This is a genomic window from Pseudomonas sp. GW821-FHT04C07, assembly GCF_059420325.1.
Window position 1 is genome coordinate 586,720 of sequence record NZ_JBWKTM010000001.1, and the last position, 26,067, is coordinate 612,786.

The following is a 26,067-nucleotide window of genomic DNA, read 5'->3' on the forward strand; positions in this document are numbered from 1 at the left end:
TGAAGGCCCGGCCTTCGGCCGGGCCACGGGCCCATTTATGAATACGTTTGATTTGTCGATCGTGCTGTCCGGGCAGTATCAGGAATGGCTTGTCAGTGGCTTCCTGCTGTCCATCCAACTCGCCCTGATTACCTTGGTCATCGCGCTGCCTCTGGCTATCTTTCTGGCCGTCTTGCGACTCGCCCCCTACGCCCCGTTACGAGGCATCGCGATCACCTACGTGGAAGCGATCCGCAACGTGCCGCTGCTGGCGCACATGCTGTTCTGGTATTTCGGCGCACCGGAGCTGCTGCCGGCCCCCATCAAGTCCTGGATTTACCAGCACAACATTGAGGCGGTCAGTGCGGTCATCGCCTTGGTGCTCTATACCGCGGCCTATATGGCCGAGGACATCCGCAGCGGCTTGCGTTCCATTCCCAAGGAGCAAATGGAGGCGGGCCGCACTCTCGGTTTTGGCTTTATCAGCACCATGCGCCTGGTGATCCTCCCGCAGTCGTTGCGGATGACGGTGCCACCGCTGATCAGCCAGACGCTGAACCTGTGGAAGAACACCAGCATCGCCATGGTGATCGGCGTCGCTGAAATGATGTATCAGGCCCAGCAGGTGGAAAGCGCCACCTTCCGGGGGTTTGAGTCGTTCGCCGTAACCACCGCCGGTTATGTCAGCGTCTCGATCGCCATCACCCTGCTGTCCAGCTGGTACCAGCAACGCTATCCCGTACGGAGTGCCTGACGATGCTCGATATCATCCAAACCTATGGGCTGTACTACCTGATCGGCCAGTATCCGAACGGCCCTTTGGGTGGCTTGTTGATGACCCTGATTCTGGCGGCATTGGCACTGGTACTGGCCTTTCCAGTCGGGGTGCTGCTCGCACTTTGTCGCATCAGTCCGTTCGCGTTTTTACGCGTGCCGGTCACTGGGTTGGTGCATGTACTACGTGGCACCCCGTTGTTGATGGTGATCTTCTGGGCCTATTTCCTCCTGCCGACTATTACCGGTCAACGCACCGATCAATTCGGCACCATGCTTGCAGCCTTGGTGATTTTCGATGGGGTCTACCTCGCCGAAATCATCCGCGCCGGGATTCTTGGATTGCCGCGCGGGCAAATGGAAAGCGCTCGCTCACTGGGCTTCTCGTACCTGGCCTCGATGCTGTTGGTGATACTGCCCCAGGCCTTTCGCAACATGCTGCCCTCCCTGGTGAATCAGTTCGTCTCCACTATCAAGGAGACCTCGCTGGGCTACATCATCAGCCTCTCCGAAGTGTCGTTCGTCGCATCGCAGATCAGCGCTCAGCTGCCGACCAAACCGGTCGAGATCTATGCACTACTCGGCCTCACTTACTTCGTCATGTGCTTCAGCCTGTCGCGCTTCGCCTTCTGGCTGGAAAAGCATCTCGCCGTCCGTTCTGCAAAGGTTTAATCCCATGATCAAACTAGAAAACGTCAACAAGTGGTACGGCAGCTACCATGCTCTGGCTGACATCAACGAAACCGTGGCCAAAGGTGAAGTGGTCGTGGTCTGTGGCCCGTCTGGTTCAGGCAAGTCGACGATGATTCGCACCCTCAACCGGCTGGAAGCCATCCAGAGTGGCAACATTTTCATCGACGGCGTGGACATCTATGAGCGCTCCGTCAGTGTCAACGCACTGCGTAGCCGGATCGGCTTCGTGTTCCAGCAGTTCAATCTGTTTCCACACCTCACCGTGTTGCAAAACTGCACCCTGGCACCGCGCCGCTTGCGCAAGCTGCCCGCCAAGGAAGCGGACGACCTGGCCATGAGCCTGCTGGAGCGCGTCGGCCTGGCCCACAAGGCCGGCGCTTATCCCGGTGAGCTCTCGGGCGGTCAGCAACAGCGCGTGGCCATTGCCAGGGCACTGGCGATGAACCCGCCGGTGATGCTGTTCGATGAGCCCACCTCCGCGCTGGATCCGGAAATGGTCGGCGAGGTGCTGCAAGCGATGAAAGGTTTGGCTAAGGAAGGTATGACCATGGTCTGCGTCACTCACGAGATGGGCTTCGCCCGCGAAGTGGCCGATCGAGTGATCTTCATGGATCAGGGCAAGGTGCTCGAACGCGCGACACCCGAGACATTTTTCCAGCATCCAGAGCACCCGCGTGCGCAGCGCTTCCTGTCCGATATTCGCTCGCCATTGGCCGGGGGCGGTATGTCGCTGGCGTCTTGAATGGAGTACAGCAGTGCGGCTCAACCGCCGCGCTGCTGTGCGTTGCCGGCAGTACTGACCCAGACGATCCGAGCGTGGAAAAGTGACTATGCAGTTTGACATTGAACCTGTCTTCGACCCGGATAGCTGCACCTACAGCTACCTGATCAGCGACCCGAAGACCCGCCGCTGTGCGATCATCGACCCGGTGCTCGACTACGATGCCGCCGCCGCCCGCATCTCGTACGCCAGTGCCGACCGCCTGATCGAACAGGTGCGCACCAACGGGCTTGTGCTTGAGTGGATTCTGGAAACCCACGTGCATGCCGACCACCTTTCGGCTGCCCGCTATCTGCAGGGGCAACTGGGCGGACAGATCGGCGTTGGCGATCGTATTCCTCAGGTACAGAGCACCTTCGCCAGGCTGTTCGACGCCGAAGACGGATTCAAGGCAGACGGCAGTCAGTTCGACCGCCTGTTCGCCGACAGCGAAACATTCCACATCGGTGAGCTGGCCGTCCGCGTACTGCACACCCCCGGCCATACTCCGGCTTGCGTGACCTATCTGATCGAAGATGCGGCTTTCGTCGGCGACACCCTGTTCATGCCCGACTGCGGCACGGCCCGCTGCGACTTTCCCGGTGGCGACGCACATCAGTTGTACCGTTCGATTGGCCGGCTGTTCGAGCTGCCAGGTAGCACCCGCCTGTTCATGTGCCACGATTACAAATCCCCCAGCCGCGACGTCTACCGTCACCAGACCACGGTGGACGAGGAGCGCGTGCACAACATCCATGTCGGCCAAGGCATCGGCGAAGTTGAATTCGTTGCCTTGCGCACTGCGCGCGACAAAACCCTGAATCAGCCCAGGCTGCTGCTGCCGTCAGTGCAGATCAACATGCGGGCCGGGGAGAGCCCCGTGGCGAAGGCCAATGGCATCAGCTACCTGAAGATTCCGCTCAATGTGTTCTGAATCCTTTTATTGAATTCAGGCAGCGCGACATGGATAACCTCTTTAAGAGTCTAAATGGCATGCAAGTCACCACTCATAGCAAAGATTTTGCAACAACCGGTCAAATAGCCCCGGAAGATCTCAACGAAGCGGCCAGGCTAGGGTTTAGCTCAATCATCTGTAACCGACCGGATCATGAAGGTGGCGTGGATCAACCTGCCAGTGCAGCCATTCAAGCCGAAGCCAAACGGCTGGGCCTGGACTTTGCCTATCTCCCGGTCCAGCCCAATAACATCAGCGACCGTGAAATCCAGCAGTTCGGCCAACTGTTGGGTACTCTACCTGCACCCGTTTTGGCGTTTTGTCGTACCGGTAATCGCTCAACCCAGCTCTACCAACAAGCGTCGGCGAGCGCCGCTCTCAGCGAAGTCGCCACAAGTCACGCCGATATCAGCGCCGACATCGTGGTCATTGGTGGAGGATCGGCGGGCATCGGGGTCGTGGCAAGCCTGCTCAAGCGCGCTCCCGATCTGCAGATCACGCTCATTGAGCCCAGTGACAAGCACTACTACCAACCGGCCTGGACGCTGGTTGGCGGGGGGGCGTATGACGTGCGCAAGACCGTCAGACCCATGTCGCAGGTCATTGCGCGTGGCGCAACCTGGATCAAGGCTGCTGTGGTCGAGGTCCTGCCAGACAGCAAGCGCCTGTCGCTGAGCGACGGTAAAAGCGTCGCTTATCAAAACCTCATCGTCTGCCCGGGGTTGAGGCTTGCCTGGGAAAAAATCGAAGGGCTGGAAGAAACCCTGGGCAAGAATGGGGTGACGTCCAACTACCGCTATGACCTATGCGCCTACACCTGGCAGCTGGTGAAGGGGTTACGCCGCGGTACAGCCCTCTTTTCCCAGCCAGCCATGCCGATCAAATGTGCCGGCGCCCCGCAAAAGGCCCTGTACCTTTCCTGCGATCATTGGCAAAAATCAGGCGTGCTGCAGGACATGGATGTCGAGTTCAATCTCGCTGGCGCAACGCTGTTCGGCGTGGCGGCCTTTGTCCCGCCACTGATGAAGTACATCGAGAAGTATCAAGCGCAGCTGAAATTCGGCTCGAATCTGGTCAAAGTCGACGGCCCGGCCAAAACAGCCTGGTTCGAAAGCCTGGACGAGCTCGGCAAGCCCACTCAGTGCGCCAAAAAATTCGACATGCTCCATGTGGTCCCGCCACAGGTATCCCCCGACTTCATTCGCAGCAGCCCCTTGGCGGACTCAGCAGGCTGGTGCGAGGTAGATCCGGCGACGCTGCAACACAGCCGCTATCCGGACGTATTTGCGCTTGGCGATATCTGCTCCACCAGCAACGCCAAAACCGCTGCCGCAGCCCGCAAGCAAATCGTCGTAGTGGCCAAGAACCTCCTGGCGTTGCGCCGCCATCAACCTATGTTGCTGCGCTACGACGGCTACGGGTCGTGCCCGCTCACGGTCGAAAAAGGCAAGGTGGTGCTCGCAGAGTTCGGCTACGGCGGGAAATTGCTGCCATCGTTCCCCCTGGACCCGACTGTAGCCCGGCAGTGCGCATGGTTCCTGAAAGCCAGATTCCTGCCCTGGTTTTACTGGAACGGCATGCTCAAGGGGCGTGAGTGGCTGACCAGTCTCTCCAAGGCTGAGTGAGGGTCCAGCATGCTACTTAGTGCAATGTTCGGGACAGTCATTGGCATCATTCTTGGCCTTACCGGTGCCGGTGGCGGCATTCTGGCCGTACCCGCACTGGTGATCGGCTTGGGCTGGTCCATGACGGCGGCAGCCCCTGTGGCGCTGTTTGCCGTCAGCGCTGCGGCGACGTTAGGGGCCATGGATGGACTCAGGAAAGGGCTGGTACGTTATCGTGCAGCCCTGGTGATGGCGCTGTTGGGCGCCGTGTTCTCGCCCCTGGGCGTGCACATTGCCCATTCGCTGCCCAACACTGTACTGATCTCCCTGTTCAGCATGGTGATGGTCGTTGTGGCGATACGCATGATTCGACAGACGCGCGGCAGTAAGGCTGAAACCGCAGACACTGAGCAGCGTTGGCAACACAAAAACTGCATGCTCAACCCTGAGACCGGCCGCCTACGCTGGACACTGAAATGCTCAACCACCTTAGCCCTCGTCGGCTCGCTCTCAGGGCTGTTAACGGGGATGCTCGGTGTGGGTGGAGGGTTCCTGATCGTGCCTGCATTTCAACAATTTTCAGACATCAGAATGCATGGCATCGTGGCTACCTCGCTCATGACCATTGCCCTGATCTCAGCCACTGCGGTGACGGGTGCTATTCACGCAGGTGCCCACATAACGGCTACAGGTGGGGTTTTTATAGCCACCAGTGTCGGCGGGATGCTGTTGGGAAGAATCATCTCCCCCAGGATTCCCGCCAAAGCCATACAACTCGGTTTTTCTGCGGTGTGCGTTGTGGTTGCTGGCTACCTGATGCTCAAAACCTGGATGTAGAAAACATAATCAGGATGGCCGCTGCTTACTTTTCCAGGGAGTGCGGCTGAATTACGTCTTCATCTGCCAGATGGCTGCGGGTATTCCATCCGGCGGCATTGCCTGACATTGAATGCCCCCCAGCGACTACTACGCCTGGCTCGGAGAACCAAAGTCTGTACACGGCAACCAGACGAAAGCGGGATGAGGAAAACGGACAAACGGCTCTCTAAACAAGCAGAACCCCCCGAAAATCGGGGGGGTTTAGGCATTGTGTCTAACTATGTTGTCTTGTGTCAGACAGACCGCTGGCTGTGGATAACTCACTCCACCGTTACAGATTTCGCCAGGTTGCGTGGCTGGTCAACGTCCGTGCCTTTGAGCACCGCGACGTAGTACGACAGCAGTTGCAGCGGGATGGTGTAGAGGATCGGCGACAGAATGTCGTGGATGTGTGGCATGTTGATAACGTGAGTACCTTCGCCATTGGTCATGCCGGCCTGTTCGTCAGCAAAGACGATCAACTCGCCGCCACGGGCGCGAACTTCCTGCAGGTTGGATTTGAGTTTCTCCAACAGCTCGTTGTTCGGCGCCACGGTGACCACCGGCATGTCGTTGTCGACCAGCGCCAATGGGCCGTGCTTCAGCTCACCGGCCGGATAAGCTTCAGCGTGAATGTAAGAGATTTCCTTGAGCTTGAGCGCACCCTCCATCGCCACAGGGTATTGCGCGCCACGGCCGAGGAACAGGGTGTGGTGTTTGTCGGCGAACAGCTCGGCAATTTTCTCGACCGTGCTGTCCATCGCCAGGGCTTCACCCAAGCGAGTCGGTAAGCGACGCAGCTCTTCAACCAGCTTGGCTTCCATACCATCTGCTAACGTGCCACGTACCTGGCCCAGGGACAGGGTCAGCAGCAACAGCCCGACCAGCTGAGTGGTGAAGGCTTTGGTCGAGGCCACGCCGATTTCGCGACCAGCCTGGGTCAGCAGGGTCAGATCGGACTCACGCACCAGTGAACTGATCCCAACGTTGCAGATCGCCAGGCTGGCGAGGAAGCCCAGCTCCTTGGCATTACGCAGCGCCGCCAGGGTGTCGGCAGTTTCACCGGACTGCGAGATAGTCACGAACAGAGTATCCGGTTGCACCACTACTTTGCGGTAGCGGAACTCGCTGGCGACTTCGACCTGGCACGGAATCCCGGCCAGCTCTTCCAGCCAGTAACGGGCAACCATACCGGCGTGATAGCTGGTACCGCAGGCGACGATCTGCACGTTACGGACCTTCGCAAACAGCTCTGCAGCCTGCTGACCGAATGCCTGGACCATTACCTGATTCTGGCTGAGACGACCTTCCAGCGTACGTTGCACCACAGACGGCTGTTCGTGGATTTCCTTGAGCATGAAGTGGCGGAACGCGCCCTTTTCGGCCGCTTCGGCGCCATCGCGATATTGCACGGCTTCGCGTTCGACCGACTGACCGTTGACGTCCCAGATCTGCACGCTATCGCGATGGATCTCAGCGATGTCGCCCTCTTCCAGGTACATGAAACGGTCGGTGACCTGCCGCAACGCCAATTGATCGGAAGCCAGGAAGTTTTCGCCCAGCCCCAGGCCGATCACCAACGGGCTGCCACTACGTGCCGCTACCAGGCGATCAGGTTGGCGGGCGCTGACAACCGCCAGGCCATAAGCGCCGTGCAGTTCTTTGACAGTGGCTTTGAGTGCCACGGTGAGGTCACTATGGTGTTTGAGTTTGTGGTCCAGCAGGTGGGCGATGACTTCGGTATCGGTCTCCGAAGTGAACACATAATCCAGCGCTTTCAATTGCTCGCGCAGAGCTTCATGGTTCTCGATGATGCCGTTGTGCACCACCGCCAGATCACCGGAGAAATGCGGGTGGGCATTGCGCTCGCACGGTGCGCCGTGAGTTGCCCAGCGAGTATGAGCGATACCGAGCCGACCTGTTAGCGGCTCACCGGCCAGGGCTTGCTCCAACTCGCTGACCTTGCCCGGGCGGCGAACGCGCTCAAGCTTGCCGGCATTACTGAAAACCGCCACGCCCGCGCTGTCATAACCGCGGTATTCCAGGCGCTTGAGGCCTTCGAGCAAAATGGCGGTGATATTCCGTTCAGCGACCGCGCCAACAATTCCACACATGCTATTTCTCCTGGCTGACTGCCGCGCAAATCAAGTTAATGCCGCGGGCCTGAATCTGTTCGCGTGCCTCGAGTGGCAAACGATCATCAGTAATAAGGGTATGGACGCTGCTCCATGGCAGCTCCAGGTTGGGGATTTTGCGGCCGATCTTGTCGGCCTCGACCATTACGATCACTTCACGGGCCACTTCCGCCATCACCCGGCTGAGGCCAAGCAGTTCGTTGAAAGTGGTGGTGCCACGAATCAGATCAATGCCATCGGCACCGATAAACAGCTGGTCGAAATCATAAGAGCGTAGTACCTGCTCGGCGACCTGCCCCTGGAAAGACTCTGAATGCGGGTCCCAGGTTCCGCCGGTCATCAACAGCACGGGTTCGTGCTCCAACTCGCTCAAGGCATTGGCAACATGCAGGGAGTTGGTCATGACCACCAGACCTGGCTGTTGGCCGAGTTCCGGGATCATCGCGGCGGTAGTGCTGCCGCTGTCGATAATGATCCGCGCGTGTTCGCGAATCCGCGTAACGGCGGCGCGTGCAATGGATTGCTTGAACTTCGAGACGGGCTGGCCGATCTCGCTGACCAACTCTTGCGGCATGGTGATCGCGCCACCATAGCGGCGCAACAACAGACCATTGCTCTCCAGGGCAGCCAGATCCTTGCGAATCGTGACTTCAGAGGTTTCGAAACGTTTGGCCAACTCATCCACACTGACTTCGCCCTGCTCATTGAGCAAAGCGAGAATGTTATGACGACGTTGTGGTGTATTTCGTTTCGACATGGGCTTATAAGTTTCGTTTCGAAAGATAGCGAAGGCAATCAAAACCTATCTGAAGAAAATCGTCAAGCGGGCGGAATGAAAAAGATCTGTGGATAAAAGCATCGCGGGCAAGTCTCGCTCCTACAAATGATAACGTCTGTAGGAGCGAGGCTTGCCCGCGATAGCTATCTGATGAGCGCCACAGACGCCGAATCGGAAACGCTCTGTGGATAACTCAGCTCTTCTTGATTTTCACCGGCCGTTTCCAGCCATCGATATTGCGCTGACGAGCGCGGCCGACTGCCAACTGTTCGACACCCACGTCAGAAGTAATGGTCGAACCCGCCGCCGTGGTCGCTCCAGATGAGATATCCACAGGCGCCACCAACGAGTTGTTGGAGCCGATGAATACGTCTTCGCCCAGTATCGTCTTGAACTTGTTAGCGCCGTCATAGTTGCACGTGATGGTGCCAGCGCCAATATTGGTGCGCGCGCCGATCTCTGCGTCGCCCAGATAGGTCAAATGACCAGCCTTCGCGCCTTCGCCCAGGTGGGCATTCTTCAGCTCTACAAAGTTACCCACATGGGCGCGGGCTTCCAGCACAGTCCCCGGACGCAGTCGAGCAAACGGGCCGGCATCACTGCCCTCGCCCATGACTGCACCTTCGATATGACTATTGGCCTTGATTACCGCACCTTTGCGCAGGGTGCTGTCTTTGATCACGCAGTTCGGACCGATGACCACATCATCTTCGATGACCACCCGACCTTCGAGAATCACGTTGATGTCGATCAGCACATCACGACCGACACTGACTTCGCCACGCACATCAAGGCGCGCCGGATCACGCAACGTCACGCCCAGCGCCATCAAGCGACGACCTTCACGCAATTGGTAGTGGCGTTCCAGCTCAGCGAGTTGCTTGCGATCGTTGGCGCCCTGCACTTCCATGGCGTCATGGGGTTGCTCGGTGGCGACGACCAGACCATCGTTGACCGCCATTTCGATCACATCGGTCAGGTAGTACTCGCCCTGGACGTTGTTGTTCGACAAGCGGCCCAGCCAATCAGCCAAACGCGCGCCAGGCACCGCGAGAATCCCGGTGTTGCCTTCGCAAATGGCCTTCTCGGCGTCAGAGGCATCCTTGTGTTCGACAATGGCAGTGACGTTACCCTCGGCATCGCGGACGATCCGGCCGTAACCGGTCGGGTCTGCCAGGGTTACGGTCAACAGTCCGAGTTGTTCAGGGCTGGCTTTCTTCAGCAGACGCTGGAGCGTCTCAACTTCAATCAGTGGCACATCACCGTAAAGGATCAGCACATTTTCAGCCGTCAGAAACGGCAAAGCCTGAGCGACGGCGTGACCCGTGCCGAGCTGCTTGTCCTGCAAGACGAAATTCAGATCGTCTGCGGCGAAACGTTCGCGCACCACATCGGCACCATGGCCGATGACTACGTGGATGCGCTGTGGATCAAGTTGCCGGGCGCTGTGGATAACATGACCAAGCATGGAATTGCCCGCGACCGGGTGGAGAACTTTCGGCAGTGCCGAACGCATGCGAGTGCCTTGACCGGCAGCGAGAATAACGATTTCGAGAGACATGACTGGCTACCAATCCTGGGTGGTCAGCGGCTGTGACCAGAAAGTGAATTGCACAAAAAGAAAAAGGGTAGCCGAGGCTACCCTTTTTAATCAATCACACAAAAAGCTGATGGCTTAGCCGCCGAACTTCTTGCGGATCTGCTGGACGGTGCGCAGCTGAGCTGCAGCCTCGGCCAGACGAGCGGCAGCAGAACCGTAATCGAACTCCGCGCCTCTTTCATGCAGGGCCTTCTCGGCAGCCTTGACGGCTTCCTGAGCGGAGGCTTCGTCCAGGTCGGCAGCACGTTGCACAGTGTCGGCAAGAACCTTGACCATGTTCGGCTGAACCTCGAGGTAACCACCGGAGATGTAAAACACCTCGGCTTCCCCACCCTGTTTGATCAGGCGGATCGGACCCGGCTTCAGTTCAGTGATCAGCGGAGCGTGACCTAGAGCGATACCAAGATCACCCAGGCTGCCGTGCGCGATCACCATCTCGACCAGACCGGAAAAGATTTCTCCTTCCGCGCTGACGATATCGCAATGGACTGTCATAGCCATCTGCTTGCCTCAACCTGATTAGCGCCCGTTGCCGGGCGCCGGGATTACAGTTTTTTGGCTTTCTCGATCGCTTCTTCGATGCTGCCGACCATGTAGAACGCTTGTTCTGGCAGGTGGTCGTAGTCACCGTTGAGGATGCCTTTGAAGCCAGCAATGGTGTCTTTCAGGGAAACGTATTTACCCGAAGCACCGGTGAAGACTTCAGCCACGAAGAACGGCTGCGACAAGAAGCGCTGGATCTTACGAGCACGGTTTACCAACTGTTTGTCGGCTTCCGACAGCTCGTCCATACCCAGGATCGCAATGATGTCCTTCAGCTCTTTGTAGCGCTGCAACACATACTGTACGCCGCGAGCGGTGTCGTAGTGTTCCTGGCCGATAACCATCGGGTCCAGCTGGCGCGAAGTCGAGTCCAGTGGATCGACCGCTGGGTAGATACCCAGGGAAGCGATGTCACGGGACAGTACGACGGTGGCGTCCAAGTGGGCGAAGGTGGTCGCTGGCGACGGGTCGGTCAAGTCATCCGCCGGTACGTATACCGCCTGGATCGAAGTGATCGAACCTTCCTTGGTCGAAGTGATACGTTCTTGCAGAACGCCCATCTCTTCAGCCAGGGTCGGCTGGTAACCTACTGCCGAAGGCATACGGCCCAGCAGTGCGGATACTTCAGTACCAGCCAGGGTGTAACGATAGATGTTGTCGACGAACAACAGTACGTCGTTACCTTCGTCACGGAACTTCTCGGCCATGGTCAGGCCAGTCAGTGCTACGCGCAGACGGTTACCCGGCGGCTCGTTCATCTGACCGTAAACCAGTGCAACTTTGTCCAGAACGTTGGAATCCTTCATCTCGTGGTAGAAGTCGTTACCCTCACGGGTACGCTCACCCACACCGGCGAACACGGAATAACCGCTGTGCTCGATGGCGATGTTACGGATCAGTTCCATCATGTTTACGGTTTTGCCTACACCGGCACCACCGAACAGACCGACTTTACCACCCTTGGCGAACGGGCAAACCAGGTCGATAACCTTGATACCGGTTTCCAGCAGGTCGTTGCCGCCAGCTTGTTCAGCGAAGGATGGCGCAGGACGGTGAATGCCCCAGCGCTCTTCGGTGTCAATCGGGCCTGCTTCGTCGATCGGGTTGCCCAGAACGTCCATGATCCGGCCCAGAGTCGCTTTACCGACCGGTACGGAGATGGCTGCGCCGGAGTCGATAACGCCCAGACCGCGCTTCAAGCCTTCGGTGGAACCCATCGCAATGGTACGAACTACGCCGTCGCCCAGCTGTTGCTGAACTTCCAGGGTAGTTTCCGCGCCTTGTACTTTCAGCGCGTTGTAGATGCTCGGTACGCTGTCGCGTGGAAATTCCACGTCGATAACGGCGCCGATGATTTGAACGATACGTCCGCTACTCATAGCTGGATCCTCTGAATATTTGAACCGTTAAACCGCGGCAGCGCCGCCGACGATTTCCGAGATCTCTTGGGTGATCGCAGCCTGACGCGCCTTGTTGTAGATCAGCTGCAAATCGCTGATCAAATCACCGGCGTTGTCGGTAGCGTTCTTCATCGCGATCATCCGCGCTGCTTGTTCAGCTGCGTTGTTCTCGACCACCGCCTGGTACACCTGCGACTCCACGTAGCGCACCATCAAGCCGTCAAGCAGCTCTTTGGCGTCTGGTTCGTAGAGGTAGTCCCAGTGATGCTTGAGTTCTTTTTCCGGGGTCGCCACCAATGGAATCAACTGCTCCACGGTAGGCTGTTGCGTCATGGTGTTGATGAACTTGTTGGATACCACGGACAGGCGGTCAATACGGCCGTCCAGGTAGGCATCCAGCATCACCTTGACGCTGCCGATCAGATCATTGATCGACGGCTCTTCACCCAGGTGGCTGATAGCAGCGACTACGTTACCGCCGAAGTTGCGGAAAAATGCCGCACCTTTGCTGCCGACCACGCACAGATCGATCTCTACGCCGCGTTCGCGGTTTACCGCCATGTCCTTGATCAAAGCCTTGAACAGGTTGGTATTCAAACCACCGCACAAACCACGGTCACTGCTCACTACGACATAACCGACGCGCTTGGTTTCGCGGTCGATCATGAACGGGTGGCGATATTCCGGGTTGGCGTTGGCCAGATGACCAATAACCTGGCGGATGCGCTCCGCGTAAGGACGGCTAGCAGCCATGCGCATTTGTGCCTTGCGCATTTTGCTGACCGCCACTTTTTCCATGGCGCTGGTGATCTTTTGCGTGCTTTTGATGCTCGCAATCTTACTGCGAATCTCTTTTGCGCCTGCCATGTAACACCTATCAGGTTAGCAAGCGGGAGCCTCTCGGCCCCCGCTGCGGCTTACCAGGTTTGGGTGGCCTTGAACTTTTCGATACCGGCTTTGAGGCCAGCGTCGATTTCGTCATTGAAGTCACCCTTCACGTTGATCTTCGCCATCAAATCGGCGTGATCGCGGTTGAAGTAAGCAATCATGGCCTGCTCGAAGCTACCGATTTTTTGAATCTCGACGTCAACCAGGAAGCCACGTTCAGCGGCATACAGGGACAACGACATGTCGGCGATGGACATCGGCGCATATTGCTTCTGCTTCATCAGCTCGGTAACGCGCTGACCATGCTCAAGCTGCTTGCGAGTGGCTTCGTCCAGGTCAGAAGCGAACTGAGCAAATGCAGCCAGTTCACGGTACTGAGCCAGAGCGGTACGGATACCACCGGAAAGCTTCTTGATGATCTTGGTCTGAGCGGCACCACCCACACGGGATACCGAAACACCGGCGTTCACAGCCGGACGGATCCCGGAGTTGAACATGGCCGATTCCAGGAAGATCTGACCGTCGGTGATGGAAATCACGTTGGTCGGAACGAACGCGGAAACGTCGCCAGCCTGGGTTTCAATGATTGGCAGAGCGGTCAAAGAACCGGTCTTGCCAGTCACGGCACCGTTGGTGAACTTCTCTACGTACTCTTCCGAAACGCGGGATGCACGCTCCAGCAGACGGGAGTGGAGATAGAACACGTCGCCTGGGTAAGCTTCACGGCCTGGTGGACGGCGCAGCAGCAGGGAAATCTGGCGGTAGGCCACTGCTTGCTTGGAGAGATCGTCATAAACGATCAGCGCGTCTTCACCGCGGTCGCGGAAGTATTCGCCCATGGTGCAACCGGAGTACGGTGCCAGGAATTGCAGCGCAGGAGATTCGGAAGCACTGGCAGCCACGATGATGGTGTTTGCCAGGGCGCCGTTTTCTTCCAGCTTGCGAACCACGTTAGCGATGGTCGATTGTTTCTGACCGATTGCTACGTAGACGCAAAAGATGCCGCTGTTTTTCTGGTTGATGATCGCGTCGATCGCCAGAGCGGTTTTACCGATCTGACGGTCACCGATGATCAGCTCACGCTGGCCACGGCCGACAGGGATCATGGCATCGACAGCCTTGTAGCCAGTCTGTACAGGCTGGTCTACCGACTTACGCCAGATCACGCCTGGTGCAACTTTCTCGACCGCATCGGTCTCGGTGTTGTTCAGCGGACCTTTGCCGTCAACTGGGTTACCCAGTGCGTCGACTACGCGACCCAGCAGTTCCTTACCAACTGGAACTTCGAGGATGCGGCCAGTGCACTTGGCGCTCATGCCTTCAGCCAGAGACTGGTAAGAGCCCAATACAACGGCGCCTACAGAGTCTTGCTCCAGGTTGAGGGCCATACCGAAGACGCCGCCCGGAAACTCGATCATCTCGCCGTACATGACGTCGGCCAGACCGTGAATCCGCACGATACCGTCAGATACGCTGACGACAGTGCCTTCGTTACGGGCTTGGGAGGTCACATCGAGCTTGTCGATGCGGCCCTTGATAATTTCACTTATTTCGGAAGGATTGAGTTGCTGCATTGCTCTGCTGCCCCTTCAAACTCAAGATTTCAATGCTTCGGCAAGGTTCGCGAGTTTGCCGCGAATCGAGCCATCGATAACCAGGTCGCCGGCGCGAATGATGACACCACCGATAAGGGTGGAATCCTCCGCAACTTGCAGGCGCACTTCCCGGTCGAGTCGTGCACTGAGAACCTTGGCGAGTTTGTCTTGCTGTTCTTGGTTCAATGCAAAAGCACTGGTGACTTCCACGTCTACCGATTTCTCTTGTTCGGCCTTGTACAGGTCAAACAGAGCGGCGATCTCCGGCAAAAGCTGAAGACGGTCGTTCTCGGCTGCAACGTGAATGAAGTTCTGTACCTTCACATCAAACTTCTCGCCACACACGTCAATAAACGTGGTGGCCTTGTCTGCGCTCGTCAGTCGCGGGGCCTTGAGCACGCGCTGCATGGTGTCGTCTTGCGACACTGCTGCAGCCAGGCCGAGCATGGCTGACCAAGAGGCCAGCTGCTGGTGGGCCTGGGCGTGCTCGAAGGCTGCCTTAGCGTAAGGTCGGGCCAACGTGGTCAGTTCTGCCATGATCGCCCTCGCTTAAATTTCAGCAGCCAGTTTGTTAACCAGCTCCGCGTGCGCGTTTTGATCGATTGTGGCACCCAGGATCTTCTCGGCACCGCCAACGGCCAGAGCACCCAGTTGGGCACGCAGCGCGTCTTTGACACCATTCAGTTCCTGCTCGATCTCGGCCTGAGCCTGAACCTTCACACGTTCAGCATCGACACGGGCTTTATCAACAGCCTCATCGACGATCTGATTACCGCGTTTCTTGGCTTGCTCAATGATTTCGGCTGCCTGAGCTTTTGCTTCGCGCAGTTGTTGACCCACTTTATCTTGGGCCAATTCCAGGTCGCGAGCTGCTCGGGCGGCAGCGTCCAGTCCATCCGCGATCTTCTTCTGACGTTCGTGCAAAGCCGCGATGACCGGAGGCCACACGAACTTCATGCAAAACAGTACAAAAATGAAGAACGCAACGGACTGGCCAATCAGGGTTGCATTAATGTTCACGCCAACACCTCGCTCGTTCGTTGTCCATCACACTTGCTCAACTCGAAAAACCGAGTAATTAGTGAGCGAGTTGACCAACGAAAGGGTTCGCGAAGGTGAAGAACAGAGCGATACCAACGCCGATCATGGTTACGGCGTCGAGCAGACCGGCAACGATGAACATTTTAACTTGCAGCATTGGAACCATTTCTGGCTGACGCGCTGCGCCTTCCAGGAACTTGCCGCCCAACAGGCCGAAACCAATTGCGGTACCCAGTGCGCCCAGGCCGATCAACAGTGCAACAGCGATAGCGGTTAGACCAACTACAGTTTCCATCTTTCCTCCCGACTTTTACGTCGTATGGTTTAGGTTTTTTAGATTAAAGCGGTAAAACAAAATCGTTTGATACATCAGCCCCAATGGGCACCCTCGCGCCAAAACGAGAGGGTCATCAGACTCGCCAGGCGGGTCTTAATGGTTCTCTTCGTGCGCCATCGACAGATAGACGATGCTGAGCATCATGAAGATAAACGCTTGCAGGGTGATGATCAGGATGTGGAATACAGCCCACGCCCATTGCAGCACCACGCCCAGGCCGCTGAGCCAGAGCAGGCCGCTGCCGAACATGACAGCGATCAGGATGAACACCAGCTCGCCAGCGTACATGTTGCCGAACAGACGCAGTGCCAGAGAGATCGGTTTGGCAACCAGCGTCACGAATTCAAGCAGGAAGTTCACCGGAATCAGCAGAGCCTGAACGAAAATGTTCTTGCTGCCGAACGGGTGAAGGGTCAGTTCGCCGATGAAACCGCCGATGCCCTTGACCTTGATGCTATAGCAAATGATCAACGCGAACACCGACAGGGACATGCCCAGAGTCGCGTTCGGGTCAGTGGTAGCAACGGCGCGGAAGACCAGATGTTGGTCCCCGGAAATCATTGCGGCCAGTTTAGGAATCCAGTCGACCGGTACCAGGTCGATAGCGTTCATCAGGAATACCCAGACAAAAATCGTCAGGGCCAATGGCGCGATCAACGGGTTACGGCCGTGAAAGGTGTCTTTCACGCTGCCGTCGACGAACTCGATCAGAACTTCAACAAAGTTTTGCAAAGCACCTGGTTGACCGGAAGTCGCCTTCTTTGCCGCCATGCGGAAAAGAAGGACGAAAATCAGACCCAACGCAACAGACCAGCCGAGGGTATCGACGTGGAATGCCCAGAAGCCCATTTCTTTGGCTTCTGCTGCGGTGTGGGCAAAACCCCAGCCACCGTTAGGTAGATGACCGAAGGTCAGGTTCTGCAAGTGGTGCTGGATATAGCCCGAAGCGGTTTCTGCTGCCATGGTTGCCTCAAACGCCCTAAGGTCTCGAAAGTCTTGTTTTCATTAGCAGGGGAGCGAACCAGCTGACCAGTTGGGTCAGCACGAAGACGCCAAATACAGCTAATGGCGCCAATGGCTTCACACCTGCAAACGTCAGTGCAAACAGCACAGCCGTCAAAATCAGTTTGCCCGCCTCGCCAGCATAAAAAGACCGGACGATGGCTTGAGCTGCTCGGGCGCCGGAAAACCGAAATGCCCTGTGAGCGAAATACACATTGGGCAGCAAGGCTATCAGTCCTCCGCAGAGTCCCGAGTATCCGGCTACGACTCCATGCCATCGCCAGAGCGCCAAAGCGGCGAGCAGCAAAACGACAAATTGAGCCAATAACACCGGAAATACCGCCAAGCGATGGAACGGCAAGCGGTTTGGCGTGCGGCTTTCCATCACTATTGCCCCCCAAGGGCCGGCTACCAAAATTCAATAACTTGGCATAATTTGTGCCGACAAAATGCGCGCAGAGTATAGGGGCGGTTCTGCCCCTATTCAACTGCCAGGTAGTGATTTCCGTCTGCGCGCTACATATGGATTTGTTTCAGCGGATGTGTGCGAGAACGCCTTGCAACTCATCGAGTGAGTTATAACCGATGACCAACTGTCCTTTGCCCTTCTTTCCGTGGCGGATCTGCACCGCAGAGCCCAGGCGCTCAGCCAGACGCTGCTCGAGACGGGCAATATCAGGGTCAGGTTTGGTGGGTTCGGCAGGCTCCTGTTTACCACTCAACCACTGGCGAACCAGGGCTTCAGTCTGGCGAACAGTCAGGCCACGTGCGACAACGTGTCGCGCCCCTTCAACCTGTTGATTTTCCGGCAAACCCAGCAATGCACGTGCATGACCCATTTCCAGGTCACCATGGGACAGCATCGTCTTGATTACTTCAGGCAACGTGATCAAGCGCAGCAAGTTGGCCACGGTCACGCGGGATTTACCCACCGCCTCGGCGACTTGCTGCTGAGTCAGCTGGAATTCCTGCTGCAAGCGCTGCAGGGCGACCGCTTCCTCGATAGGGTTGAGGTCTTCGCGCTGGATGTTCTCAATCAGCGCCATGGCGATCGCGGTCTCATCCGGCACATCGCGCACCATCACCGGGATGGTTTCCTGGCCGGCTTGTTGACTGGCACGCCAGCGGCGTTCGCCAGCAATGATTTCAAAGCGACCGCCACCGATCGGGCGAACCACAATCGGCTGCATCACACCCTGTGCCTTGATCGACTGAGCCAGTTCTTCCAGCGCTTGTGGATCCATGTCCCGACGTGGCTGGTATTTGCCACGTTGAATCAGGTCCAACGGCAAGTGCTGCAGCTCACGCTGATCTGCCTGCACCGCCTGCTCTTCCAGCAAGCTGACAGTCGGACCACTCAGCAGTGCATCCAGTCCACGTCCGAGACCTCGTTTCTTGACGGCCATGGGGATTCCTTAAGTTGCCTGAGCAGCGGCAGTGCGTGAGTTTTTGCGTTGGCGACGAACCATCTCGCCCGCCAGGGCCAGATAGGCCAGCGCGCCACGGGATTGTTTGTCGTACGCCAGAGCCGGCATGCCATAACTCGGTGCTTCGGCCAGACGAATGTTGCGCGGAATCACAGTGTCGTACAGCTGCTCACCGAAGTGTTCCTTGAGCTGGGCTGAAACGTCGTTCATCAGGCTCAGGCGCGGGTCATACATGGTCCGCAGCAAGCCTTCGATTTTCAGGTTCGGGTTCAGCAGTTCAGCGATACGCTTGATGTTATCCACAAGGTCGCTCAGACCTTCCAGTGCGAAATACTCGCACTGCATGGGGATAATCACGCCATCGGAAGCCACCAGAGCGTTGAGCGTGAGCATCGACAGCGATGGCGGGCAGTCGATCAGAATGTAATCGTAATTCTCACGGATCGGCGCCAGGGCGCTGCGCAGACGGCTTTCTTTCATCTGCATTTCCAGCAGAACGACTTCTGCCGCAGTCAGATCGCGGTTGGCCGGTAGCAGTTGATAACCGCCATGCTCGGAAAAATGCATGGCCTGGGCCAGATCGCATTCACCGATCAGCAGGTCATAGACCGAATTTTCCAGGCCGTGTTTATCCACACCGCTACCCATGGTGGCGTTGCCCTGTGGATCGAGATCGATCAACAGCACCCGACGCTTGGTCGCGACCAGGGATGCTGCGAGGTTGATGCAGGTGGTGGTCTTGCCCACACCACCCTTTTGGTTCGCTATCGCGAATACCTTAGCCATTCTTGCTTGTGTTCCCAATCATGCCGTGCGGCGCAGTATCAGCAGATGGCGTTGGCCTTGGCAACCAGGTACGGCCAGGGCATGTTCGCTATCGAGGTGGAAGTCTGCCGGCAATGCTACCAGCTCATCCGCAGGATGAACGCCCTTCATTGCCAGCCAACGTGTGTCGCTATCGCCTAAGTGGCGAGTCCAGTTGCTGAAGTTCTCCATACTGCTGAACGCCCGGGAAATGATCCCGTTGAATGGCAGTTCGGGCTGGAAGGCTTCGACGCGACTGTGGATAACTTGCAGGTTATCCAGTTTTAGTTCGAGTTTGACCTGGGTCAGAAAACGGGTTTTCTTGCCATTGCTGTCCAGGCAGGTCACTTGTGACTCGGGAAACAGGATTGCCAACGGGATGCCAGGCATCCCGCCGCCGCTACCGACATCCAGCCAGCGACCGTTTTCGATGAAGGACATCACGCTCAGGCTGTCGAGCAAATGCCGTGAAACCATTTCGTCCGGATCACGTACTGCCGTGAGGTTGTAAGCCTTGTTCCATTTTATCAACAGGGCCAGGTAGTCCAGCAGCTGCGCATGTTGGGCGTCTGTCAGGCTGACACCCAGCTGGCGAGCGCCTGTGGATAACTCTTCGGCGTGTTGCGAGGTGACCAACGAACTCAAGCGCTTTGCTCCAACTGACGGCCCGCGCCGCGTTTTTTCAAATGAATCATCAACAGCGAAATCGCTGCCGGGGTAACGCCCGGAATCCGCGAAGCCTGGCCCAGGGTCTCCGGGCGGGTCGCGCCGAGCTTGCTTTGAATCTCTTTGGAAAGCCCCGAGATGTTCGTGTAATCGATATCCACAGGCAACCTGGTGTCTTCGCTGGCCCGCAGGCGAGCGATTTCATCTTGCTGGCGATCGATGTAGCCGGCGTATTTGGTCTTGATTTCAACCTGCTCGGCGACTTGTGGATCTTCCGTGCCCGCGCCAGTCACCGAGATCAAACCAGCGTAGTCGATTTCCGGACGGGTCAGCAGGTTCAGCAAGTTGTATTCGTGAGTCAGCGGCGTGCCGAATTTTTCAGAGATTGCATCGCCTTGTTCGGTGCCAGGGCGAACCCAGGTACTTTTCAGACGCTGTTCTTCCAGCTCGATGCTTTCGCGTTTCTTGCAGAAAGCCGCCCAACGCACGTCATCCACCAGACCCAATTCACGACCTTTTTCGGTCAAACGCAGGTCCGCGTTGTCTTCGCGCAGGATCAAGCGGTATTCGGCGCGGGAGGTGAACATCCGGTACGGTTCCTGAGTACCCAGGGTAATCAGGTCGTCGACCAATACGCCGATGTATGCCTCGTCGCGACGCGGGCACCAGCTGTCTTTGCCCTGGGCACGCAGTGCCGCGTTGGTGCCGGCCAGCAAACCCTGGGCACCGGCTTCTTCGTAACCGGTGGTGCCGTTGATCTGCCCGGCGAAGAACAGACCGCCGATGACTTTGGTTTCCAGGCTGTACTTCAGGTCTCGCGGATCGAAGTAGTCGTACTCGATGGCGTAGCCCGGGCGAACAATGTGAGCGTTTTCCATGCCACGGATCGATTGCACGATCTGCAGCTGCACATCAAACGGCAAGGATGTGGATATCCCGTTCGGGTACAGCTCGTGAGTGGTCAATCCTTCCGGTTCGATGAAGACCTGGTGGCTTTCCTTGTCGGCAAAGCGGTGGATCTTGTCTTCGATCGACGGGCAGTAACGCGGACCGATACCTTCGATCACCCCGGAATACATCGGCGAACGATCGAGGTTCGAGGCGATGATCTCGTGTGTACGGGCATTGGTGTGGGTAATCCAGCAACTGACCTGCGCTGGATGCTGTTCTTTGGACCCCAGGAACGACATCACCGGAATCGGCGTATCGCCGGGTTGCTCGGTCATTACCGAAAAGTCCACAGAGCGGCCATCGATACGCGGTGGCGTACCGGTTTTCAGGCGACCCACGCGCAAAGGCAGTTCACGCAGACGATGTGCCAGGGCGATCGACGGTGGATCGCCGGCACGACCGCCGGAATAGTTCTGCATCCCGATGTGGATAAGTCCGCCGAGGAAGGTGCCAGTGGTCAACACCACGGAGTCTGCGAAGAAACGCAGGCCCATTTGGGTGACAACACCACGCACTTGTTCCTGTTCAACGATCAGGTCATCGGCAGCCTGTTGAAATATCCACAGGTTTGGCTGGTTCTCGAGAATCTCGCGTACAGCGGCCTTGTACAGAACGCGGTCGGCCTGAGCACGAGTAGCGCGCACGGCTGGGCCTTTGCGGCTGTTCAACACACGAAACTGAATGCCACCTTTATCGGTAGCCATGGCCATCGCGCCACCAAGGGCATCGATTTCCTTGACCAGATGGCTCTTGCCGATCCCGCCAATCGCGGGATTGCAGCTCATTGCTCCGAGGGTTTCCACGTTATGCGTAAGCAGCAGGGTTTTTACCCCCATGCGTGCTGACGCAAGTGCAGCCTCGGTACCGGCATGACCGCCGCCGATGACGATCACTTCAAAACGGGAAGGGAAATCCACCACGCACCTCGTGCCTGCTTCTATGGGTTATTCGGATAGACCGGCAAGTATAGGGACTTCGACCTTCTTAAAGAACCCTTTGCACAAAATTTAACCAGCTGTGGATGAATCACAGATAATAGAAATTAAAAGAGAGAGATTTATTAAATCTTTGTTTTTATGTTTATTTCTACTGAGCCTGTATTCTGTGGATAGATCTATACAGGCCTTTATTTTCAATGTGTACAGAGATTTATAAGTCTGTGGTTAGGTGGCAATGAGGCCCTTGGATAACCGGTTTAAGCCTGTGGGTAAAAGTGATGGTTGTCCACAGGCGGGGTTTTCCTCAGTTTTCTGGCCCTGTTATCAACTGAGCCTAAGGGCGGTTATTCACAGGGCTTAATCCACAGAAAAGCGCTGAATGGAACAAATTCCACCCACGGCGAAACCACCGAAGCGGTCGATGCCGCCTGCGGTTTAAATAATTTGGAGAAATGTGCAGAGGTGGGAGCCTGGCTTGCCAGCAAACGATGCGATGCGGTTTGTCAGATAGGCCGCTTCGCGAGCAAGCTTGGCTCCTGCAGAGGGAGTGGTGAGGTTATTTGCCGATGCAGAAGCTGGAAAAGATACGGCCAAGCAGATCATCGGAACTGAATGCACCGGTAATCTCACCCAAAGCCTGCTGGGCCTGACGCAAATCTTCTGCCAGAAGCTCACCAGCACCAGCAAGGGTCAATTGCGCACGACCATGCTCGAGTGAGGTACTGGCATGGCGCAAAGCTTCCAGATGTCGCCTGCGAGCACTGAAGCTGCTTTCCGAGGTCTGCTCATAGCCCATGCAAGCTTTGAGGTGATCGCGAAGCAACTCCAGGCCTTCGCCGGCAGACCTGGCGCTCAGGCTGATAGTCACGTGGCCATCCTCACTGACTTCCAGCGCGATCGCTTCCCCCGTCAGGTCGGCCTTATTGCGAATCAAGGTTACTTTTGCCGGATCCGGTCGCTGCTCCAGGAACTCAGGCCACAGCGAAAACGGATCAAGGGCTTCGGGGGCGGTGGCATCGACCACCAACAAGATCCGATCAGCTTCACCAATAGCCTTTAGAGCTCGCTCGACGCCAATTTTTTCGACCTGGTCATCGGTGTCGCGTAACCCTGCAGTATCGACCACATGCAGCGGCATGCCATCAATGTGGATATGTTCGCGAAGGATATCCCGAGTGGTTCCGGCAATTTCCGTGACGATCGCCGCTTCACGCCCGGCCAGCGCATTGAGCAGGCTGGATTTGCCGGCATTTGGCCGACCGGCGATCACTACGGTCATGCCATCACGCAGCAATGCCCCTTGCCCGGCTTCACGCAGTACTGTTGATAACTCGTCACGCACCGTATCGAGCATCTTCAACACATGGCCATCGGCAAGGAAGTCGATTTCCTCCTCCGGGAAATCAATCGCCGCTTCGACATAGATACGCAGGCTGATCAGCTGTTCCGTGAGGTTATGCACACGCTGCGAAAACGCGCCTTGCAACGAACGCAAAGCATTTCGTGCGGCCTGTGTAGAACTGGCTTCAATCAGGTCGGCGATGGCTTCAGCCTGAGCCAGGTCGAGTTTGTCGTTAAGAAACGCTCGTTCGCTGAATTCCCCCGGACGGGCCAGACGGCAGCCCAATTGCAGACAGCGCTGAAGCAGCATATCGAGCACGATCGGACCACCGTGGCCCTGGAGCTCGAGCACGTCTTCGCCGGTAAATGAATTCGGCCCCGGGAAATATAGGGCAATGCCTTCATCCAGAACTTCGTCCTGCTCGCTGAGGAACGGGCCGTAGTGCGCAAAACGCGGTTTCAGTTCACGGCCGCTGAAGGCTTTCGCGGCGATGCTTGCGAGCGGTCCGGAGATTCGGACGATGCCCACACCGCCACGACCTTGAGCGGTAGCGACGGCAGCGATGGTTTCACGAGGGACGCTCATAACCCAATATCCAGACAAAAGTGACAGATAGCAAAACGCCCCACTAGGGGGCGTTTTCAGTGGTTATCAACAGAGTAAGTTACGCAGCGGCTTTTTTGGTAGCAGCTTCGATCTTACGCGTGATGTACCACTGTTGTGTGATCGACAGGCAGTTGTTGACCACCCAGTACAGCACCAGACCAGCCGGGAACCACAGGAAGAAGAAGGTGAAGATGATAGGCATCAGCTTCATCACCTTGGCCTGCATCGGATCCGGAGGAGTCGGGTTCAACTGCTGCTGGATGAACATGGTGGCGCCCATGATGATCGGCAGAATGAAGAACGGATCCTTGATCGACAGGTCAGTAATCCACAGCATGAAGGGTGCCTGGCGCATTTCCACGCTTTCCAGGAGAACCCAGTACAGCGAGAGGAAAACCGGCATTTGCACAAGAATCGGCAAGCATCCACCCAGCGGGTTGATCTTCTCTTTCTTGTACAACTCCATCATCGACTGCGACAGTTTCTGCCGGTCATCACCATGTTGCTCTTTCAGAGCCGCCAATTTCGGCGCTACTGCACGCATGCGTGCCATGGATTTGTAACTGGCTGCCGACAGCGGGAAGAAGAGCCCTTTGATCAGCATGGTCAGGAAGATGATCGACCAGCCCCAGTTACCGACCAGCGCGTGGATATGTTGCAGCAACCAGAAGATCGGCTGGGCAATGAACCACAGAATGCCGTAGTCGACAGTCAATTCCAGGCCTGGGGACAACTCTTTCAGTACGGCCTGGCTTTTCGGACCGGCATAAAGCGTAGCGGTCGTTTCAGCCTTGGCGCCTGGCGCAACGGTCAACGCCGGGCCAGTGTAACCAATGATGTAGTTACCTTTGCTGTCTTTACGGGTCTGGACGATGTTGCTTTCGCCTTTCGCCGGAATCCACGCAGTCACGAAGTAGTGCTGCAACCAGGCAACCCAACCACCTTGAACGGTTTCTTTCAGCGAGCCTTTGTCCATGTCCTTCATCGACACTTTCTTGTACGGCTCGGAACTTGTCCACAGGGCAGCGCCCAGGTAAGTAGCGGTGCCGGTAGCAGTGCTGGAAGAAGGATCGGCGCTGTTGTCACGCTTCAATTGCGCGAACATTGCACCGGACCAAGGCTGAGCGCTTTGGTTGTCGATCAGGTAGGAAACGCCTACATCGTACAGACCACGCTTCAAGGTGAAGCGCTTGATGTAATTGACGCCGCCGGCGCTGTATTTCAGGTCGACGATCAGTTGGTCCTGACCGTCAGCCAGTTGATAAGTCTTCTTCTCGGACGAGAATACCGGGCGACCCGATGAACTGGCATCCGGACCGTTGGTCCCGATCAGACCGCTTTGCGCCAGATAGGTCCGTTCACCGCCGTTATCGAACAGCTGGAATGGAATTTCCGGGTGATCCTGACGACGTGGATACAGCGGCAGCTTCAGCTGGGCGATATCACCACCTTGTGGATCGATAGCCAGGTCGAGCACATCCGTTTTGATCTGGATGAGGTCTTTGCTTGCAGCCACTGGAGCTTCGGCTGGTGCACTGGTATCGCTTGCCGCGCGTGGAATGTCGTCACTAACGGAGGCGTTATTGCCAGTCGCCGTTTCCGGCAGGCCCGGTGCGGTAGTACTGGCGGCAACATTCTGAGTCGGCAGGGCAGCCTGACCATAGTCCTGGTTCCATTTAAGAACCATAACGTAGGACACGATTGCCAGGGCGACGATCAGGATCGTGCGTTTAATATCCATGATTACTCGGCCATCGAAGAAGAACGGGAGGTAGGGATAGATGGAACCGGGTCATAACCACCGGGATTCCACGGATGACAGCGACCTAAACGACGAAAGGCCAGCCAGCCACCGCGCAGAAGGCCATGATTTTCTATGGCTTCGTACGCGTAGCAGGAACAACTGGGGTAGAAACGACAGTGACTGGCCATCAGAGGACTAATGGCATAGCGGTAAAACTGGATCGGAACGAGTGCCAGTTTACGCATCGGGACTGTCTACCCCTACAGTTTCGGTTTTGACTGCTGGTACCGGCTTGCTGCGTGCCAGACGTTTCCAGAGTTTGCCGAAATGCTGAATCAATTCGGGGTTTTCTACGTCACCCAAACCTTTGCGCGCGACGATAACGATGTCCCAACCGACCAGAGAATCCTGGTGGAGGCGAAACGATTCGCGCATCAGACGTTTGAGGCGATTGCGCTCAACGGAGAGCTTTACGCTCTTCTTGCCGATCACTAACCCCAGACGGGGGTGATCCAGATCGTTGTTACGCGCAAGGAGCAGGAGATTTTTCCCCGGAACCTTGCCGGTGGGGGAGTCAAAGACTGCCTTGAAATGCCGGGGTGTAAGCAGACGCTTTTCCCGACTGAAGTCCTGACTCACCACCAGTA

The 26,067-nt window shown here is 56.9% G+C and carries 26 protein-coding genes; 6 read left to right on the top strand and 20 right to left on the bottom strand.

Features of this window, described 5'->3' with window-relative positions:
- Window positions 1-37: 37 nt before the first annotated feature.
- The 6 genes from AC07UI_RS02810 to AC07UI_RS02835 all read left to right on the top strand — a co-directional run bounded on the left by AC07UI_RS02810 (window position 38) and on the right by AC07UI_RS02835 (window position 5,602).
- The gene (locus AC07UI_RS02810) at window positions 38-733 is read left to right on the top strand and encodes an amino acid ABC transporter permease (protein ID WP_494991026.1); all 696 of its coding nucleotides are present in this window, start codon (window positions 38-40) and stop codon (window positions 731-733) included.
- A 2-nt stretch (window positions 734-735) separates the two neighbouring features.
- Window positions 736-1,425 (top strand): amino acid ABC transporter permease, encoded by a 690-nt coding sequence (locus tag AC07UI_RS02815; protein WP_494991027.1) that lies wholly within the window; start codon window positions 736-738, stop codon window positions 1,423-1,425.
- A gap of 4 nt (window positions 1,426-1,429) precedes the next feature.
- Entirely contained in the window at window positions 1,430-2,188 is a 759-nt protein-coding gene (locus tag AC07UI_RS02820) for an amino acid ABC transporter ATP-binding protein (protein WP_494991028.1), read from the top strand.
- A gap of 88 nt (window positions 2,189-2,276) precedes the next feature.
- On the top strand, window positions 2,277-3,140 hold the full coding sequence (locus tag AC07UI_RS02825; RefSeq protein ID WP_494991029.1) for an MBL fold metallo-hydrolase: 864 nt from the start codon (window positions 2,277-2,279) through the stop codon (window positions 3,138-3,140).
- A 59-nt stretch (window positions 3,141-3,199) separates the two neighbouring features.
- Window positions 3,200-4,786, top strand: coding sequence for a bifunctional protein tyrosine phosphatase family protein/NAD(P)/FAD-dependent oxidoreductase (locus tag AC07UI_RS02830; protein ID WP_494991030.1), 1,587 nt, complete (start codon window positions 3,200-3,202; stop codon window positions 4,784-4,786).
- A 9-nt stretch (window positions 4,787-4,795) separates the two neighbouring features.
- Window positions 4,796-5,602 (top strand): sulfite exporter TauE/SafE family protein, encoded by an 807-nt coding sequence (locus tag AC07UI_RS02835; RefSeq protein ID WP_494991031.1) that lies wholly within the window; start codon window positions 4,796-4,798, stop codon window positions 5,600-5,602.
- A 302-nt stretch (window positions 5,603-5,904) separates the two neighbouring features.
- On the opposite strand, the gene glmS is transcribed toward AC07UI_RS02835, so the two are convergent.
- From glmS to rnpA, 20 genes are all read right to left on the bottom strand, one after another.
- On the bottom strand, window positions 5,905-7,737 hold the full coding sequence (gene glmS, locus AC07UI_RS02840) for a glutamine--fructose-6-phosphate transaminase (isomerizing) (RefSeq protein WP_494991032.1): 1,833 nt from the start codon (window positions 7,735-7,737) through the stop codon (window positions 5,905-5,907).
- Between the two features lies 1 nt (window position 7,738).
- Window positions 7,739-8,515, bottom strand: a complete 777-nt coding sequence (locus AC07UI_RS02845) for a DeoR/GlpR family DNA-binding transcription regulator (protein ID WP_494991033.1) — start codon at window positions 8,513-8,515, stop codon at window positions 7,739-7,741.
- A 214-nt stretch (window positions 8,516-8,729) separates the two neighbouring features.
- Window positions 8,730-10,097 carry a bifunctional UDP-N-acetylglucosamine diphosphorylase/glucosamine-1-phosphate N-acetyltransferase GlmU gene (gene glmU / locus AC07UI_RS02850; RefSeq protein WP_494991034.1) on the bottom strand — a complete coding sequence of 456 codons (1,368 nt, stop codon included), beginning with the start codon at window positions 10,095-10,097 and terminating at the stop codon, window positions 8,730-8,732.
- 114 nt (window positions 10,098-10,211) lie between these two features.
- Window positions 10,212-10,637, bottom strand: coding sequence for a F0F1 ATP synthase subunit epsilon (locus tag AC07UI_RS02855; protein WP_494991035.1), 426 nt, complete (start codon window positions 10,635-10,637; stop codon window positions 10,212-10,214).
- Between the two features lie 44 nt (window positions 10,638-10,681).
- Window positions 10,682-12,058, bottom strand: a complete 1,377-nt coding sequence (gene atpD, locus AC07UI_RS02860) for a F0F1 ATP synthase subunit beta (protein WP_494991036.1) — start codon at window positions 12,056-12,058, stop codon at window positions 10,682-10,684.
- Between the two features lie 27 nt (window positions 12,059-12,085).
- The gene (gene atpG, locus AC07UI_RS02865) at window positions 12,086-12,946 is read right to left on the bottom strand and encodes a F0F1 ATP synthase subunit gamma (protein ID WP_494991037.1); all 861 of its coding nucleotides are present in this window, start codon (window positions 12,944-12,946) and stop codon (window positions 12,086-12,088) included.
- Window positions 12,947-12,996: 50 nt separating this feature from the next.
- Complete coding sequence (atpA, locus tag AC07UI_RS02870) at window positions 12,997-14,541, bottom strand: F0F1 ATP synthase subunit alpha (RefSeq protein WP_494991038.1); 1,545 nt, start codon at window positions 14,539-14,541, stop codon at window positions 12,997-12,999.
- 21 nt (window positions 14,542-14,562) lie between these two features.
- Window positions 14,563-15,099: a F0F1 ATP synthase subunit delta gene (locus AC07UI_RS02875; RefSeq protein WP_494991039.1), complete on the bottom strand. Its 537-nt coding sequence runs from the start codon at window positions 15,097-15,099 to the stop codon at window positions 14,563-14,565.
- 12 nt (window positions 15,100-15,111) lie between these two features.
- Complete coding sequence (locus AC07UI_RS02880) at window positions 15,112-15,582, bottom strand: F0F1 ATP synthase subunit B (RefSeq protein WP_494991040.1); 471 nt, start codon at window positions 15,580-15,582, stop codon at window positions 15,112-15,114.
- A 58-nt stretch (window positions 15,583-15,640) separates the two neighbouring features.
- A complete protein-coding gene (gene atpE, locus AC07UI_RS02885; RefSeq protein ID WP_019694395.1) occupies window positions 15,641-15,898 on the bottom strand; it encodes a F0F1 ATP synthase subunit C in 258 nt (85 codons plus the stop codon).
- A 135-nt stretch (window positions 15,899-16,033) separates the two neighbouring features.
- A complete protein-coding gene (atpB, locus tag AC07UI_RS02890; RefSeq protein ID WP_494991041.1) occupies window positions 16,034-16,903 on the bottom strand; it encodes a F0F1 ATP synthase subunit A in 870 nt (289 codons plus the stop codon).
- 16 nt (window positions 16,904-16,919) lie between these two features.
- Window positions 16,920-17,327, bottom strand: a complete 408-nt coding sequence (locus tag AC07UI_RS02895) for a F0F1 ATP synthase subunit I (protein WP_494991042.1) — start codon at window positions 17,325-17,327, stop codon at window positions 16,920-16,922.
- Window positions 17,328-17,475: 148 nt separating this feature from the next.
- A complete protein-coding gene (locus tag AC07UI_RS02900) occupies window positions 17,476-18,348 on the bottom strand; it encodes a ParB/RepB/Spo0J family partition protein (protein WP_494991043.1) in 873 nt (290 codons plus the stop codon).
- Window positions 18,349-18,357: 9 nt separating this feature from the next.
- Entirely contained in the window at window positions 18,358-19,155 is a 798-nt protein-coding gene (locus tag AC07UI_RS02905) for a ParA family protein (protein WP_494991044.1), read from the bottom strand.
- Window positions 19,156-19,173: 18 nt separating this feature from the next.
- Window positions 19,174-19,818, bottom strand: a complete 645-nt coding sequence (rsmG, locus tag AC07UI_RS02910; RefSeq protein WP_494991045.1) for a 16S rRNA (guanine(527)-N(7))-methyltransferase RsmG — start codon at window positions 19,816-19,818, stop codon at window positions 19,174-19,176.
- The gene (mnmG, locus tag AC07UI_RS02915) at window positions 19,815-21,707 is read right to left on the bottom strand and encodes a tRNA uridine-5-carboxymethylaminomethyl(34) synthesis enzyme MnmG (protein WP_494991046.1); all 1,893 of its coding nucleotides are present in this window, start codon (window positions 21,705-21,707) and stop codon (window positions 19,815-19,817) included. The genes rsmG and mnmG overlap by 4 nt, the downstream gene beginning before the upstream one ends.
- Before the next feature lie 577 nt (window positions 21,708-22,284).
- Complete coding sequence (mnmE, locus tag AC07UI_RS02920) at window positions 22,285-23,655, bottom strand: tRNA uridine-5-carboxymethylaminomethyl(34) synthesis GTPase MnmE (protein ID WP_494991047.1); 1,371 nt, start codon at window positions 23,653-23,655, stop codon at window positions 22,285-22,287.
- Between the two features lie 79 nt (window positions 23,656-23,734).
- Window positions 23,735-25,417: a membrane protein insertase YidC gene (gene yidC, locus AC07UI_RS02925; RefSeq protein ID WP_494991048.1), complete on the bottom strand. Its 1,683-nt coding sequence runs from the start codon at window positions 25,415-25,417 to the stop codon at window positions 23,735-23,737.
- Window positions 25,418-25,419: 2 nt separating this feature from the next.
- Window positions 25,420-25,665, bottom strand: a complete 246-nt coding sequence (yidD, locus tag AC07UI_RS02930; protein ID WP_074872215.1) for a membrane protein insertion efficiency factor YidD — start codon at window positions 25,663-25,665, stop codon at window positions 25,420-25,422.
- Window positions 25,658-26,059 carry a ribonuclease P protein component gene (gene rnpA / locus AC07UI_RS02935; RefSeq protein ID WP_208492426.1) on the bottom strand — a complete coding sequence of 134 codons (402 nt, stop codon included), beginning with the start codon at window positions 26,057-26,059 and terminating at the stop codon, window positions 25,658-25,660. Before rnpA ends, yidD begins: the two co-directional genes overlap by 8 nt.
- Between the last annotated feature and the right edge of the window lie 8 nt (window positions 26,060-26,067).

What these genes read in the sequence shown, in the direction of transcription:
- AC07UI_RS02825 (WP_494991029.1), top strand. Translation starts at nt 2,277, where the DNA reads ATGCAGTTTGACATTGAACCTGTCTTCGACCCGGATAGCTGCACCTAC.
- yidD (WP_074872215.1), bottom strand. Translation starts at nt 25,665, where the DNA reads ATGCGTAAACTGGCACTCGTTCCGATCCAGTTTTACCGCTATGCCATT.
- yidC (WP_494991048.1), bottom strand. Translation starts at nt 25,417, where the DNA reads ATGGATATTAAACGCACGATCCTGATCGTCGCCCTGGCAATCGTGTCC.
- AC07UI_RS02855 (WP_494991035.1), bottom strand. Translation starts at nt 10,637, where the DNA reads ATGGCTATGACAGTCCATTGCGATATCGTCAGCGCGGAAGGAGAAATC.
- AC07UI_RS02820 (WP_494991028.1), top strand. Translation starts at nt 1,430, where the DNA reads ATGATCAAACTAGAAAACGTCAACAAGTGGTACGGCAGCTACCATGCT.
- AC07UI_RS02810 (WP_494991026.1), top strand. Translation starts at nt 38, where the DNA reads ATGAATACGTTTGATTTGTCGATCGTGCTGTCCGGGCAGTATCAGGAA.
- mnmE (WP_494991047.1), bottom strand. Translation starts at nt 23,655, where the DNA reads ATGAGCGTCCCTCGTGAAACCATCGCTGCCGTCGCTACCGCTCAAGGT.
- AC07UI_RS02900 (WP_494991043.1), bottom strand. Translation starts at nt 18,348, where the DNA reads ATGGCCGTCAAGAAACGAGGTCTCGGACGTGGACTGGATGCACTGCTG.
- AC07UI_RS02830 (WP_494991030.1), top strand. Translation starts at nt 3,200, where the DNA reads ATGCAAGTCACCACTCATAGCAAAGATTTTGCAACAACCGGTCAAATA.
- AC07UI_RS02905 (WP_494991044.1), bottom strand. Translation starts at nt 19,155, where the DNA reads ATGGCTAAGGTATTCGCGATAGCGAACCAAAAGGGTGGTGTGGGCAAG.
- atpG (WP_494991037.1), bottom strand. Translation starts at nt 12,946, where the DNA reads ATGGCAGGCGCAAAAGAGATTCGCAGTAAGATTGCGAGCATCAAAAGC.
- atpA (WP_494991038.1), bottom strand. Translation starts at nt 14,541, where the DNA reads ATGCAGCAACTCAATCCTTCCGAAATAAGTGAAATTATCAAGGGCCGC.
- glmU (WP_494991034.1), bottom strand. Translation starts at nt 10,097, where the DNA reads ATGTCTCTCGAAATCGTTATTCTCGCTGCCGGTCAAGGCACTCGCATG.
- glmS (WP_494991032.1), bottom strand. Translation starts at nt 7,737, where the DNA reads ATGTGTGGAATTGTTGGCGCGGTCGCTGAACGGAATATCACCGCCATT.
- AC07UI_RS02845 (WP_494991033.1), bottom strand. Translation starts at nt 8,515, where the DNA reads ATGTCGAAACGAAATACACCACAACGTCGTCATAACATTCTCGCTTTG.
- AC07UI_RS02895 (WP_494991042.1), bottom strand. Translation starts at nt 17,327, where the DNA reads ATGGAAAGCCGCACGCCAAACCGCTTGCCGTTCCATCGCTTGGCGGTA.
- AC07UI_RS02815 (WP_494991027.1), top strand. Translation starts at nt 736, where the DNA reads ATGCTCGATATCATCCAAACCTATGGGCTGTACTACCTGATCGGCCAG.
- atpE (WP_019694395.1), bottom strand. Translation starts at nt 15,898, where the DNA reads ATGGAAACTGTAGTTGGTCTAACCGCTATCGCTGTTGCACTGTTGATC.
- atpB (WP_494991041.1), bottom strand. Translation starts at nt 16,903, where the DNA reads ATGGCAGCAGAAACCGCTTCGGGCTATATCCAGCACCACTTGCAGAAC.
- atpD (WP_494991036.1), bottom strand. Translation starts at nt 12,058, where the DNA reads ATGAGTAGCGGACGTATCGTTCAAATCATCGGCGCCGTTATCGACGTG.
- AC07UI_RS02875 (WP_494991039.1), bottom strand. Translation starts at nt 15,099, where the DNA reads ATGGCAGAACTGACCACGTTGGCCCGACCTTACGCTAAGGCAGCCTTC.
- AC07UI_RS02835 (WP_494991031.1), top strand. Translation starts at nt 4,796, where the DNA reads ATGCTACTTAGTGCAATGTTCGGGACAGTCATTGGCATCATTCTTGGC.